Origin of the sequence: Pseudomonas sp. TH10 (assembly GCF_016651255.1) — a bacterium.
Classification (GTDB): domain Bacteria; phylum Pseudomonadota; class Gammaproteobacteria; order Pseudomonadales; family Pseudomonadaceae; genus Aquipseudomonas.
In genome coordinates, this window is sequence record NZ_JAEKEG010000140.1 from 1 (window position 1) to 13,772 (window position 13,772).

At 61.8% G+C, this 13,772-nt stretch carries 9 protein-coding genes and 4 pseudogenes; 8 read left to right on the forward strand and 5 right to left on the reverse strand.

The genetic code is table 11. The annotated features are described in order from the left end of the window. The 5 genes and pseudogenes from JFT80_RS19795 to JFT80_RS19815 form a co-directional block, all read right to left on the reverse strand. Positions 1-108, reverse strand: a 108-nt coding sequence (locus JFT80_RS19795) for a DUF1652 domain-containing protein (RefSeq protein WP_201149013.1), incomplete at its 3' end; no start/stop codon positions are given. Positions 109-303: 195 nt separating this feature from the next. Then, positions 304-1,798: pseudogene (locus tag JFT80_RS19800) on the reverse strand (helix-turn-helix transcriptional regulator). Positions 1,799-1,932: 134 nt separating this feature from the next. Beyond that, the gene (locus tag JFT80_RS19805) at positions 1,933-2,826 is read right to left on the reverse strand and encodes a LysR substrate-binding domain-containing protein (protein ID WP_201149014.1); all 894 of its coding nucleotides are present in this window, start codon (positions 2,824-2,826) and stop codon (positions 1,933-1,935) included. A gap of 6 nt (positions 2,827-2,832) precedes the next feature. Further along, a pseudogene (locus JFT80_RS25215) lies at positions 2,833-5,045 on the reverse strand (molybdopterin cofactor-binding domain-containing protein). Beyond that, positions 5,045-5,509 (reverse strand): (2Fe-2S)-binding protein, encoded by a 465-nt coding sequence (locus tag JFT80_RS19815; protein WP_201149015.1) that lies wholly within the window; start codon positions 5,507-5,509, stop codon positions 5,045-5,047. The pseudogene JFT80_RS25215 and the gene JFT80_RS19815 overlap by 1 nt, the downstream one beginning before the upstream one ends. Positions 5,510-5,627: 118 nt before the next feature. On the opposite strand from JFT80_RS19815, the gene JFT80_RS19820 reads away from it, so the two are divergent. From JFT80_RS19820 to JFT80_RS25220, 8 genes and pseudogenes are all read left to right on the forward strand, one after another. Then, positions 5,628-6,518 (forward strand): LysR substrate-binding domain-containing protein, encoded by an 891-nt coding sequence (locus JFT80_RS19820; protein ID WP_201149016.1) that lies wholly within the window; start codon positions 5,628-5,630, stop codon positions 6,516-6,518. A 311-nt stretch (positions 6,519-6,829) separates the two neighbouring features. Then, positions 6,830-7,757: pseudogene (locus JFT80_RS19825) on the forward strand (amidohydrolase family protein). Positions 7,758-7,761: 4 nt separating this feature from the next. Beyond that, positions 7,762-8,667, forward strand: coding sequence for an amidohydrolase family protein (locus JFT80_RS19830; protein ID WP_008081961.1), 906 nt, complete (start codon positions 7,762-7,764; stop codon positions 8,665-8,667). Between the two features lie 316 nt (positions 8,668-8,983). Further along, a complete protein-coding gene (locus tag JFT80_RS19835; protein ID WP_201149017.1) occupies positions 8,984-10,369 on the forward strand; it encodes a UbiD family decarboxylase in 1,386 nt (461 codons plus the stop codon). Next, a complete protein-coding gene (locus JFT80_RS19840; protein ID WP_201149018.1) occupies positions 10,366-11,013 on the forward strand; it encodes a UbiX family flavin prenyltransferase in 648 nt (215 codons plus the stop codon). Before JFT80_RS19835 ends, JFT80_RS19840 begins: the two co-directional genes overlap by 4 nt. A 73-nt stretch (positions 11,014-11,086) precedes the next feature. After that, entirely contained in the window at positions 11,087-12,124 is a 1,038-nt protein-coding gene (locus JFT80_RS19845; protein ID WP_201149019.1) for a GTP-binding protein, read from the forward strand. A 132-nt stretch (positions 12,125-12,256) separates the two neighbouring features. After that, positions 12,257-13,612, forward strand: coding sequence for a nucleobase:cation symporter-2 family protein (locus JFT80_RS19850; protein WP_201149020.1), 1,356 nt, complete (start codon positions 12,257-12,259; stop codon positions 13,610-13,612). A 12-nt stretch (positions 13,613-13,624) separates the two neighbouring features. Beyond that, positions 13,625-13,772: pseudogene (locus JFT80_RS25220) on the forward strand (amidohydrolase); the annotation flags it as partial.

Here is a 13,772-nt window from a genome sequence, read left to right on the forward strand (position 1 = left end):
GTGATAGAGCTTCACCGTGAGCGAATTGTCGCCGGTCAGGCTGCAGTCACAGGCCAGCGGAGGGAAGTTCTGCTCCAACTGCGTACGCAATTGCACGAGAGAAATCATAGGGATTCACCTTGGCACTGGCGCAAAATGGATCGATATGTCGATGTTTTCGCTATCAATGTTGCTGTTCCTTGAGATGTACCGTTGGGGCACCACAGGTTTTTCCAGCACCTGTATCGCACCCTCCCAGACTACGAACAGGACGAGTCGCCAGACACACCCATTTGCACCCCATCACCTAGTGCATTTGCACCCCTAGCGCTGCCCCTTGGTGCGCCATTCCCCGAGAACAATCCCCGCTCCCGTGCCCAGACGATGGCCTCGCTGCGGCTGTGGACATTAAGCTTGGAATAGATGGTCGACACATGGTTACGCACCGTGTTGGGTGCCAGCTTCAATCGCGCCGCAATCTCCTTGTCGGCCAGGCCCTCACAGATCAACCCCAGCACATCGCGTTCGCGCGCCGTCAGCTCGGCTAATGACACGCTGGGCAGTTTCGGTGAATTGACGCTCTTCACGTTGGCGAGCTTTTCAATGAGCGTCCGGCTGAACCAGGATGCGTCCTTCATCACTTCCTCGATCGCCGCCACCAGTTCCAGCTCAGTGCGCTTGCGCTCGGTGATGTCCATCATCACCAGCAGGTAAGACGGATGGTCCTGGATATTCACCGTGTCGGCCGAGATGGCGCAGTCGAGCAGTTCAGCCGTTTTCTTGCGCATGCCGACGTCGATGCGGTCCAGCCTTGCGGTTTTTTCCAGGGCGGCGAACAGACGGGTCTGGGCCCCTTGTCATGAATGAAACCAATGTCGGCAACCGTTTTGCCCAGCACTTCTTCACTCGGATAGGCAAAGGTGTCGAGGAACGCTTCGTTGACATCCATCACCACCTGATCGGCAGCCCCGCACACCAGAATCGGCACCGGCGTCAGGCGAAACGCCTTGGCAAACCGCTCCTCACTCTGGCGCAGCGCCACTTCAGCCTTGTGCCGCAATTCCATGTCGACAAAGGAAAACAGCATGCAGTCTTCATCGTTGAGCACCAGCGGTTGCCCGGCGACGATCACCTGTTTGCTGCTGCCATCGGGCAAGCGCAATTCAGCCTGCATCTGCGGAATGGTCTCGACATCGCGCAGTCGCTGAATCGCCAGATCGCGCTTCTCCGCCTGCTCGTAGATATCGATCTCATAAGCCGAAGTGCCGATCACCTGTTCGCGGGTATAACCGGTCATCTCCAAAAAACCCGGATTGACCTTGATGTAACGCAAATCGCTGATACGACAGATCACCGCCGGCGCCGGGTTGGCATTGAAGGTCTTTTCGAAACGCTGCTCGGCGTTGGCCCAATCAGTGACGTCGCTCATGATCAGCACCAGCGACTCGGGATCGCCGCGACTGTTGGTCAGGACCCGGCTGCGCACGTTGTGCACCCAGGTGCGCTCCTCATCATCGGTGGGGGTCACCTCCACCAACACGTCACTGAAGGTCTCGCCACGGCCCACGCGGCTGATCGGATAATTGTCGAACACTACCGGATGGTTGTTGCGATAACGCAGGGCGAAGCGCTTGGCGTATTCCTGGGCATTGGCACCCAGGTCACCCAGTTGCTCGACGCCATGCATGGACAGTGCAGCTTCGTTCGCCCAGATGATGGTCTGGTCTAGCTCCAGCAAAATAACCCCGTCGGACAGGCCAGCGATGATCTGCTGGAGATGGCGGCGATTGGTTTCGGTGGTCAGGACGTCCTGGCTCATTGGATCTCCACTGATATATCCGCACCAACCCGTGGTGCTCTGTGAAGATGTCGACCGCAGCCATTGGCGTAAGTGCGAATAAGTCTTGTAGCAGCTGTGTGAGCAAGGCTTGCTCCCACAGCCCTAGGCAGCGTCTACCGGGTCGCGCCTTCGACGACCAACTCGCGCAACGTATCGAGGAACAGTTTGAGCACTGGCGAGGCATCGTCGGCGCGATAGGTGGCGTACAGCGGCACTTCCGGCAACGCTGGGGTCAGCGACTTGAACACCAGACCCGCCGGCGCCAACTGTTCGATGGACGCCGGCAACAGCGCCACGCCGAACCCGGCACGCACGAGGCTGAGCAAGGTCTGCACCTCGATCACTTGCTGACGAATCTGTGGTGTGAAACCCGCCTGAATACAGCACTGATAAAGAAAGTTGGCAAACCGCGACTGCTTCAGTTCCAGCGCCACAAACGGCTCCTGCGCCAGATCCGCCGGGGCCAGCACTTCGCGTTGCGCCAGCGGATGATCCGCCGGCATCACCACATGAATCGGCTCATAGATCAGTAGCTCGTTGCGCAACAACGGATCGTCATAACCCACGCGAAACACGCAGGCATCAATGCGCTTCTCCTTCAACGCCTTGACCTGCGCCGCCGGGGTCATCTCGTGCAGGCGCCAATTGACCTGCGGATAACGCTCGCGAAACAAGTGCAACGCCTTGGGCAGCACGCCGACCATCACCGAACTGATCATGCCGATTTCCAGCTCGCCCAACTGCCCGCGACCGGTCTGCCGAGTCAGATCCAGCGCCCGTTCGAGCTGCTCGAACACCAGCGGCGCCTGCTCCTTGAGCATCTGCCCCGCCGCTGTCAGCTCGACCCGATGGTGGCTGCGCTCGAACAACGGCGTGCCGAGTTCCTCTTCCAACAGACGAATCTGCTGGCTTAGCGGCGGCTGGCAGATGTGCAACCGCGCCGCAGCCCGACCGAAATGCAGCTCTTCGGCCAACGCCATGAAATACCGCAGCAGGCGCAAGTCCATGGCGATTTATCCCAGACTCAGCGGCGTCGAGCGCTGGCGCACGCCCGTCAACGCGAAGAGTGCGTTGGCGATGGCTGGCGCTACCGACGGGCTGCCCAGCTCACCGACGCCCCCTGGTTTACTCGGCTCACCGTCGAGCACCAGGATGTCTACCTGCGGCATGTCAGACATGCGCGTGACACGGTAGTCGTGAAAGTTGCTCTGCACCACCCGGCCCTGCTTGATGTCCATGCGGTCGAACAACGCGTGGCCGAAGCCCCACATCAGGCCGCCGTAGATCTGCTCTTCGACCCCACCGGGCGATACCGCCAAACCGCAATCGACTACGCAGGTGAGCTTCTCCACGCGAATCACTCCGTCCTTTCTGGCCACCCGCGCCACCACGGCGATATAGCTGGTGTAACCCTGATTGGTGGCAATCCCCAGGGCCGTGCCTTCCGGTAGCGGCTGACCCCAGCCCGCACGCTCGGCGGCACTTTTGAGCACCGCGACATGACGCGGCCGCTCGTGCATGTGTGCCAGCCGGAAGGCCAGGGGATCCTCTGCCGCACCCCGCGCAAGCTCGTCCATGAAGCTTTCAACGGCGAACACGTTGGGGATGAAGCTCACCGAGCGATACCAGCCGCTCGGCACCTGGCTTTCGTGCTTGACCCAGACCAGGTCCAGGTTCGCCGGACGATACGCAAAGTCCCACGCGGTGAGCGCTTCGGTGGTGCTGTAGTCCATGCGGTCAGGCCGTTCAAAATAGCCCGGCTCCCACTGCTCCGGCGAGGCCGGCGACACGGCTTCAAGGCGCAAGGCCGTCAGGCGGCCCTGGGCGTCCAGTGCGCCTTTGGCCCTGTGCAACGTGGCCGGGTGCATGAACAGCGAGCGCATTTCATCTTCACGGCTGTTCATCAGCTTCACCGGGACCTTGGCCTGTTGCGCCAGGTACGCCACTTCGAACAGCCAGTACTTGGCCTCCCGTGCGCCGAAACTGCCACCGGAGACCATCTCATTGATGGTGACCTTGTCCTTGGCGATACGGCACACCACGTGCGCCGCCTCCAATGCCGAAGACGGTACCTGCACGCCCCCCAATAGGTGATGGCGTGGTCCTTGACCTGGGCGGTGATGCAGATCGGTTCCAGAGGGTTCTGGACTTTGCAGGGCATGCGGTAATCAGCTTCCAGCAGCCGCGCCGCGCCCGGCCATTGAGCATCGACATCACCCGCCTGCATCGTCGTGACCCGCAGCGCGGTTTTATCAGCGAGTGCCGCCGCCTGGGCTGTGGCCAGCTGATCGCTGTCGAACCCGGCGAGGGGCGACTCGCTCCATTGCACTACCAGCAGCGCCCGCCCCTGCTGCGCGGCCCAGTAAGTGTCGGCCAACACCGCGACACCTTCCTGATTGCCGCCGAGCACGTCGGGACGGCCCGGTACAGCGATCACCTTGCGCACACCCGGGACCTGTAATGCTGCAGTGCCGTCCACCTTCAAGACTTTCGCCCCCACCACCGGGGTGCGCAGGATCAGCGCCACCAACAGGTCGGGCAATTGCACATCGATGCTGTACTTGAAACGTCCGCAGACCTTCGCCGCCGCATCGCGTTTATGGCGCAATTTGCCGATGTACTTGAACTGCGCCGGATCTTTCAGCGTGACCTTTGCCGGGGCTGGCAGGTGCGCGGCCACACCGACCAGCTCGCCGTAACTCAGGCTGCGTTTGCTCGACGTGTGAACGACCCGGCCTTCTTCGGTGGTGCAGCTGTCGGGGCTGACTTTCCATTGCTTCGCCGCCGCCGAGATCAACAACGCCCGAGCCGTGGCGCCGGCCATGCGCAAGCGATCGTATTCCAGCGAAACGCTGGTGCTGCCGCCCGTGGAGAAGACTTTCCAGATCGGATGAATGTAGGTCTCGAAGAACGGATCTTCCGGGGTGATCACCTGCACGGTCATCGGGTTGACGTCCAATTCTTCGGCCACACATGCAGCCAGTGCAGTCTGCGTACCGGTGCCGGAATCGTGCTTGTGCACCACCAGTTTCACCGTGCCGTCGGCAAAGATGCGAACCCAGGCATTGGGCTCAAAGGCAGTGGCAGGTGCCGGCGCTTTCGGGTCGCTGGCGCTGATGCCGGCGGGCAGGTAGAAGGCAACCGCCATACCCGCAGCAACGGTGGCGCTGTGCTTGAGAAACACCCGGCGTGGCAGTTCGATACGAGTGTCGTCGATGAGGCTCATCACGCCTCCTTCGGCGCATTCGCCGCACGTTTGATCGCTTTGTTGATGCGCCCGTAGGTGCCGCAGCGGCACAGGTTGCCGGACATCGCATCGCGGATCGACTCATCGGTGACCGCCGCCCCGGTGATGAGCAGCGCCGCCGCCGACATGATCTGGCCGGATTGACAGTAGCCGCATTGCGGGACATCTTCGGCAACCCAGGCCAGTTGCAGCGGATGGTTTTCCGTCGGCGACAAACCTTCGATGGTGGTGATGCTGTGGCCCGCGACGGCCGCCACAGGCAACTGGCAGGAACGCACCGCGACTCCGTTCAGGTGCACCGTGCAGGCACCGCACAGGCCCATGCCGCAGCCGAACTTGGTGCCGGTGAGTTTCAAGTGGTCACGCAACACCCATAACAAGGGCATGGAGGGGGACGCCTCATCCAGCTCGCGTCGTTCGCCGTTAACCGTGAATGCAATCATTGTCAGGCTCCAAAAGAGCGGCCCGTCTTTGTGCGGGCCTGGTGATCGAATAGTGGTAACCCCAGGCCAATCGGGCCAGCGACGATTTCTGCCACCCTGTGTAAGTAGGACTAACAACATGTACAAGCGATACCCGTCGGTGCAGTCAATGAGCGCGTTTATCCACGCGGCGCGCAGCGGCAGTTTCTCCAGTGCTGCGCGCAAACTTGATCTGACCCATAGCGCGATCAGCCAGCAGATCCGCGCGTTGGAAGATTTCATCGGCCAGCCGCTGTTCGTGCGCGAAGGCGGCGGCAGCAATCTGACCGATGCCGGGCAGTTGTTTGCCAGCGTGTTGTCGGATGGTCTGGCGCAGATTGATCGGGCGATTTCCTCGGTGAAAAACCGTAGCGTGGCGCAGCGCCTGACCCTGGATGTCGACAGCGAACTGGCACAGAGCTGGCTCAATCCACGCTTGCCGCAGTTGCTCGATGGCTTACCGGATTTTGAGGTGACGCTGCTGTCGATGCCGCGCAGTGATCGCAGCGCGTTCGAGCGGGTGGATCTGGCATTGCGTTATGGCTATGGCGATTGGGACGACTGTGAGATGACGCAGATTTGTGGCGATCGGGTGCTGGCCGTGGCCTCGCCTCAGTTGCTGGAGCGCTACGGTTTGCAGGTGCCGCTCAGTCCGGCGCAAATTCTTCAATTGCCATTGTTGGGGTATACGCGGCGGTCGTGGATTCCGTGGCTGGATGCCGCAGGATTAACCCCCACCGAGCCGGCCGCGCGGGTTATTTTCGATAATGCGGCGAACCTGATTGCGGCGGCAGAGGCCGGAGTCGGCGCGGGATTGGTGCGGGGATTATTGGCGGCCGATGCGTTGCGCAGTGGACGGCTGGTGGCGCTCAACGAAGCGCAGATTGCCGCGCATTACAACCTTTACGCCGTGTGGCCGCATGGGCAGGCTGAGCGGGTGGCGCCAGTGGTTGAAGTGATCAAGCAGTTGGCTTTGCACACGCAACACTGACGCCTTCGCGAGCAGGCTCGCTCCCACAGGGTTACGCATTCCAAATGTGGGAGCGAGCCTGCTCGCGAAGAGGCCATTACCCCCACCACAAAACCAAAACCATATCGCCCAAGTATCACCACCGCGCCCAATTAATATTGTACGAACCCAACCCCTCTTTCCAATACTCGCCCTCAGCAACCACCCACCCGGGCCGGATGCGAACAGGCGAGGGAATGCGCGAGTCTTGCGCATAGAAACGGCCGATTGCCCGGGACGTGGATGCCGAGAGCCGTAAGGCTCCCTTCCCCGCTATCAGGAGATCGACTGCAATGATCATCGATATCAGCTGCTATCCCACGGATCTCGTGGACCTCGCCTGGAGGCATGACGGTGACCCGTTCACCGGCGAGCGTCTGCTGGAGATGATGGATGGCCCGTACATGGTCAACGGCAAGCCTCGCCGCATTGACAAAGCCTTCATCCAGCCGCCGCAAGGCAACACCATTTACACCTGGACCGACGGCGACCTGAGCGGCCGCGAATCCATCGACGCCTACATGGCCTACACCCTGAAAATGGTGCAGACCTACCCGGATCGGTTCATCGGCTGCTTCGTCTACAACCCGCGCTGCGGTGTGGAGAACGGCGTCGAAGCCATCGAGCGCTACGTCAAGGAGCACGGCTTCGGCATGGTGCAGATGCAAGCCAACATGCACGCCTACCGGCCCGACCGCGCACTCGACTGGGTGCGTCCGTGCTTCGAGAAGTGCGCCGAGCTGGGCATCCCGGTCAAGCTGCACACCGGCGACGGGCCGTACAGCATCCCGTCGGAATGGGTGCCGATGATCAAGGAGTTTCCTAACGTCAACTTCATCATGGCCCACTTCGGCGTACAGACCGGCGGCGTCTACGTGTTCGAACCGATGCAATGGGCGATGGAATTGCCCAACGTCTACTGCGAATCCGGCTGGTGCCTGCAATCGCGGATCGTCGAGTTCGCCAAGGTGCTGCCGACGCACAAGATCCTCTTCGGCACCGACACCCCCCAACGAACCGGGCATGTGGCTGCGTCTGCTTGAGGTGCTCTGCCACGAACCGCCGCAGGGCCTGAATCTCGACGAGGACACCCTCGAAGACTATCTGGGCAACAACACCGCACGGATGATCGGCCTCGAGCCGACTGCGCCGCCGCGTTCCGTTTCCGAAGCAGAGGCGCAACTCAAGCGCCCCGTCACCACCCAATTGGCCAGGAGCTGAACCGATGATCATCGACACCCATCTGCACCCCACCAACCTGGTCGACGAGGCCTGGCGCCACACCGGCGAACCCTTCACCGGTGAGCGCATGCTCAAGCTGATGGACGGCCCCTACATGATCAACGGCAAACCACGCCGCATCGACATGGGCTTCATCCAGCCGCCACCGGGCAACACCGGCTATCGCGACGGTAACCGCCGGGGCCGCGAAGGCGTGCGCGACTACATGTCGTATATCGCCGAACTCTGCATGAAATACCCGGATCGCTTCATCGGCAACTTCAACTTCAACCCGCGTTGGGGGCCGGAAAACGGCGCGGCAGAGCTGGAATTCCACATCAAGGAATACGGCTTCAAGATGCTCAAGCTGCACGCCAACATGCACGGCTATCGCCCGGATCGCGCACTCGACTGGCTGCGTCCGGCGATGAAGGTCTGCGCCAAGTACAACATCGTCGTACTGATCCACACCGGCGACGGCCCGTATACGATTCCGACGATGTTCTATCCGATCATCCGCGAATTCCCGATGGTCAATTTCATCATCGGCCACTTTGGCATTCAGACCGGCGGCAACTACTCGTTCGAAGCGTTCTGGATGGCGATGGACACGCCGAACGTTTACTGCGAATCGGGTTGGTGCTTCCAGTCGCGGATCGTCGAGTTCGCCAAGGAGCTGCCACGCAACAAGATCGTCTTCGGCACCGACTCACCGCCGAACGAACCGGGCATGTGGCTGCGTGAACTGGAGGTGTTGTGCTCACCGGCACCGCAGGGGTTGGGGATTGATGAAGATCATCTCGAAGACTACCTGGGCAACAACATTGCCCGGCTGTGCGGGATCGAACCGACACCACCGCCCAAAGACCTGGCCGAGGCCGACATACGCCTGACCACCACGTACCTCTAGATAACGCAGACCCTTGGGGTAACAAGGAAACCCTGTGGCGAGGGGATTTAGCGAAACGTCGCACCGCCCCGTTCGGTCGCGAAGCAGTCGTAAAACCGGCAACCGCGGTTTGCCTGATGCAGCGCGGTGGCAGGATTTGGGGCCGCTTCGCAGCCCAACGGGGATAAATCCCCTCGCCACAAGGGATCTGTGCACAGAGCACACAGCGACTTTACAGGCACGAAGATGACCCGGCGTTCGTTCGACCGGCAGGCCAACGGCTGGCCGCGCGAACGCCCTCTCACCCCTGCGTGCCTGCTTTTTACGAGGTGACACCATGACCCGTTCGACGCTCGGCGATTCTCAGGACTTTCACGTGTTCATCGACGCCTATCGCCGTGAGTACCCGGACGATGTGCTGACCCTCACTCAACCGATTTCTGCCGATCAGGACGTCACTGCCCTGGTCGACGCCCTCGCCGCCCAAGGACGCGATCCGCTGCTGATCTGCGAACACGTCGGCAACCTCGGCGTGCCGGTGGCGACCAATCTTTTCGCCTCGCGAACCCGCATCGCCCGGCTGTTCGGCGTAACCCCTGCGCAACTGCACGAAACCTTCCAGACCCGCGCCAACCAGCCCATCGCACCGCGTTATGTGGAAAGCGGGCCAATCCTTGATGAAGTCTTCGAAGGCGAAGCGCTGGATCTGGCGTTGCTGCCGATGCTCAAGCATTTCGACAGTGACCGCGGGCCCTACATCACCAACGCGATCATCATTGCCGAGGATCCGCTGACCGGCATCGCCAACATGAGCTATCACCGCTCCATGCGCCATGCCCGGCAGACCCTCGCCACCAGCCTGCACTCACGGGGTCACCTGTGGCGCATGCTGCAAACCGCCCGAGAACGCGGGGAAGAATTGCGCGTGGCCATGGTCGTCGGTGCGCATCCGCTGTTCATGCTCGCTGCCGCAGCACGTTTGCCGTATGGCGCCGATGAACGCGCCGTTGCTGGCGGACTGTTCGGTGCGCCGCTGGAATTGGTGAAAACGCCGCGCTACGGCATTGGTGTACCCGCCTACGCCGAGTTCGTTCTTGAAGGCGCCATTGACCCGGCGGCTTACGCTGAAGAGGGTCCGTTCGGTGAATTCAGCGGCTACTCCTCGGACCGCTCGACCAACAATGTGCTGCGCGTCGATACCCTGTTAAAACGCAAAGACGCCTGGCTGGTCGACGTCATGGGCGGCCGCTATGCCGAACACCTGACCCTCGCCCGCCTACCGCGCGAAGCCGAGATGAGCGAGAAACTCAAAGCACGATTCCCCGCCGTCACCGCCGTGCATTACCCCAATTCCGGCACGCATTTTCATTGCTACGTGGCGCTGGATCAGAGCCGTGACGGCGAGGCGCGGCAGATCATGCTGGCGCTGCTCGGCTGGGATCCCTATCTGAAAACCGTGATCGCGGTGGACAGCGATATCGACATCAGCGACGACAGCCAGGTGCTGTGGGCGCTGGCCACCCACTTCCAGCCGCACCTGGATATTTTCATGATCGACGGTTTACCGGGCAGCCCGCTCGATCCCTCGTCGTCGGTCAACGGCACCACCTCGCGCATGGGCCTGGACGCCACCCGCGGCGCAGGGTTTGACGGCATCAAGGCACAGCTCGACCAAGCCGTCCTGGAGCGCGCGCGCAGCCTGCTGCAGGGTTATCGGTCATGAATCGCCAGCGCCTGGTGGTCGGTATCAGCGGCGCGTCCGGGTTTATCTACGGCGTGCGCCTCCTGGAGTTGCTGGCCAGGCTCGACATCGAAACGCACCTGGTCATTAGCCGGGCCGCATTGCTGACCATGGCCCATGAAACCGACTACAAACTGGCGGACGTGATCGCCCTGGCCAGTCACTACCACCGCGCAGACGACGTCGCGGCGGGCATCGCCAGTGGCTCGTTTCGTTGCCTGGGCATGGTGGTTGCGCCGTGCTCGATGAGGACGCTGGCGGAGATTGCCACGGGCACTTCGTCAGGGCTGATCGGACGCGCCGCTGACGTCACTCTCAAAGAACGCCGCACGCTGGTGCTGATGGCCCGCGAAACCCCGCTGACCCTCGCCCACCTGCGCAACATGACCGCCGTCACCGAAATGGGCGGAATCATCGCCCCGCCGGTGCCGGCGTTCTACGCCCGGCCCGACAGCCTCGGGCAAATGGTCGACCACAGCCTCGGCCGCGTGCTCGACCTGTTCGGCCTCGACGCCGGCACCGCGTTGCGCTGGGGTGAATCAGACCTTCATTCATTGAAAAACAAAACCTGTGGGAGCGAGCCTGCTCGCGATGAGGGCGTGACATTCAACATTTCTGTTGGCTGATCCACCGTCTTCGCGAGCAGGCTCGCTCCCACACTGCAGTACCCCGACCCATTGGTTCCAAAGGAGCCTCACCATGAACACCCCATTCAACGCGCCAACCCCAAACACCAAAATCCCCGTGACCATTCTCACCGGTTTCCTCGGTGCCGGTAAAACTACCCTGCTCAATTACATCCTCAAAGAAAACCATGGCCGCAAAATCGCCGTGATCGAAAACGAGTTCGGCGAGGTCGGCATCGACGGCGACCTCGTCCTCAGCTCGGAAACCGAAGAAATCTACGAGATGGTCAACGGCTGCGTCTGCTGCACCGCCGAGGTTCGCGAGGATCTGGTGCGCATCGTTCGCGAGCTGGTGGCGCGGCCGGTGCGGCTTGATCACATCCTGATCGAGACCAGCGGCCTGGCCGACCCGTACCCGGTGGCACAGAGCTTTTTTATCAATGACCCGATCGCCGATGAAGTGGAACTCGACGCCATCGTGACCATGGTCGATGCCAAACACATCGCCCAGCATCTGGAGGATCTGCAACTCGACGGCGTCGACAATCAGGCGGTGGATCAGATCGTCTGCGCCGACCGGATCGTCATCAACAAGGTCGATCTGGTCAGCAGCGCCGAGTTGCACGCACTGAGCGAAAAAATCCGTGGCTTGAACGCGACGGCGGACCTGGTGACCTCCAGCTACGCCGAAATCGACCTGACGAAAATCCTCGGCATCGGCGCCTTCGAGTCCACGCAAAAACTCATGGAAATCGGCGCCGAACATGACCATCACGCCCACGAACATCATCACGAACCGGATCACGCCCACGACCCCAGCGTCTCGTCGGTAGGCATTGCCGTGGACGGCGCGGTGAACCTTGGCGCGTTCCACCGCTGGATCAGTGAATTGCGCACCGCTCAGGCCGACAACCTCTATCGCATGAAAGGCGTGCTCGCCGTGCAGGACGAAGACCAGCGCTACGTGCTGCAAGGCGTCCACAGCCTGGTGGAGTTTCGCGCATCAACCGCGTGGGGCACGGAGCCCCGCTCGAGCAAGATCGTGTTCATCGGCCGCGACCTGGACCGCGCGGCGCTGAACCAGGGCTTTGCCGCCTGCCTGGCAGGCTGAAACAGCGGCATCGGAGCCGGTGGATGGCGGCTCCGGGCATACGGATGCCTGACACCTGTGGTAGCCCACAGGTATCAGGCATCAGCACGAATACCCCTCTCTACAGCATAAAAACAGCAAGAGGTGATTCCCATGTCGTCAGCCACTCCCCCTTCAACCATCCACCCGGTCGACCAGGTTCTACCTGTGCGCCAAATGCTCACCCTCGGCCTGCAACACATGGCCGTCTCGTACATAGGCGCCATCGCCGTGCCGTTGATTGTCGCCAGCGCCTTGAAAATGTCCCAGGCCGATACCGTGGTGTTGATCAGCACCACGTTGTTCTGCTCGGGCATCGCCACGCTGTTGCAAACCGTGGGCTTCTGGAAATTCGGCGTACGCCTGCCGATTCTGCAGGGCGTGGCCTTCAGCAGCGTCGGCCCGGTGATCGCCATTGGCAGCAACCCGGAGGTGGGGTTTGCCGGGGTTTGCGGAGCGGTGATCGGCGCAGGGATTTTTACCATGCTGGTCGCGCCCTTCATCGGCCGATTGCGGCGCTATTTCCCGCCGGTGGTCACCGGCTGCATCGTCACCGTGATCGGCCTGCAGCTGTTCCCGATTGCCTACGAGTGGGTCGGTGGCGGGCGTCACGCCAGCGATTTCGGCGCGCCGGCGTACCTGGCTGTCGCCGCCGTGGTGCTGTTGACCATCCTGCTGGTCAACCGCTACGGCAGCCCGATGCTGCGCAACATGGCAGTGCTGGTGGGCATGCTGGTGGGTGCGGGGCTGGCCTACGGGCTGGGCATGGGCAGCTTCAGCAGCGTCGGCGATTCGCCCTGGCTCACAGTACCCTACCCGTTCTACTTCGGCCTGCCGACCTTCAGCCTGATCCCGATCGCGACCATGGTGGTGGTGATGATCGTGCAGATGGTCGAGTCGATGGGACTGTTCGTGGCCATCGGCGACATCGTCGAAAAACCGGTGGAAGACAAACAGGTGATCAACGGCCTGCGCGCCAACGGTCTGGCCAGCACCATCGCCGGTATGTTCGCCGCGTTCCCGTTTATCGCCTTCATGGAAAACGTCGGCCTGGTAATCCTCACCGGCGTGCGCAGTCGCTGGGTGGTCGCGATCAGCGGATTGCTCATGTGCACCGTGGCCCTGGTGCCCAAGGCCGGCGCGATCATCGCCTCGATGCCGACCGCCGCCCTCGGTGGCGCCGGCATTGCGATGTTCGGCGTGGTCGCGGCGGCGGGCATTCAAACGTTGGCCAAGGTCGACTATGAGCGCAATCGCTACAACGTGCTGATCGTCGGTTTCACCATCGCTGCCGCGCTGGTGCCGGTGCTCGCACCCACCCTGTTCAAACAACTCCCCGAGTGGTCGCAGCCGTTCCTGCACAGCAGCGTGGTGATCGCCTGCCTGGTGTCAGTACTGCTTAACGCCGCCCTCAATGGCGTCAGCGCGCCAGACAACGCCGCCAGCAAACCCGCCTCCCATAGCCTTTGACCGGAGAAGCCCATGACTCAACTTCAAAACATCCTGATCAAAAACCCGCTGGAGGTGATGACCGGCCTGCGCGGCGAACGCGCCCGGGCCGGCAGCGTCGACATCCGCGTGGTCAACGGGCGCATCGCCGAAATGGCCGCCGGACTGCAGGCGCAACCCG

Bases quoted from the DNA above. Each gene is read 5' to 3' on its own strand.
- JFT80_RS19845 (WP_201149019.1), top strand. From the start codon at position 11,087: ATGAACACCCCATTCAACGCGCCAACCCCAAACACCAAAATCCCCGTG.
- JFT80_RS19850 (WP_201149020.1), top strand. From the start codon at position 12,257: ATGTCGTCAGCCACTCCCCCTTCAACCATCCACCCGGTCGACCAGGTT.
- JFT80_RS19840 (WP_201149018.1), top strand. From the start codon at position 10,366: ATGAATCGCCAGCGCCTGGTGGTCGGTATCAGCGGCGCGTCCGGGTTT.
- JFT80_RS19820 (WP_201149016.1), top strand. From the start codon at position 5,628: ATGTACAAGCGATACCCGTCGGTGCAGTCAATGAGCGCGTTTATCCAC.
- JFT80_RS19805 (WP_201149014.1), bottom strand. From the start codon at position 2,826: ATGGACTTGCGCCTGCTGCGGTATTTCATGGCGTTGGCCGAAGAGCTG.
- JFT80_RS19830 (WP_008081961.1), top strand. From the start codon at position 7,762: ATGATCATCGACACCCATCTGCACCCCACCAACCTGGTCGACGAGGCC.
- JFT80_RS19835 (WP_201149017.1), top strand. From the start codon at position 8,984: ATGACCCGTTCGACGCTCGGCGATTCTCAGGACTTTCACGTGTTCATC.
- JFT80_RS19815 (WP_201149015.1), bottom strand. From the start codon at position 5,509: ATGATTGCATTCACGGTTAACGGCGAACGACGCGAGCTGGATGAGGCG.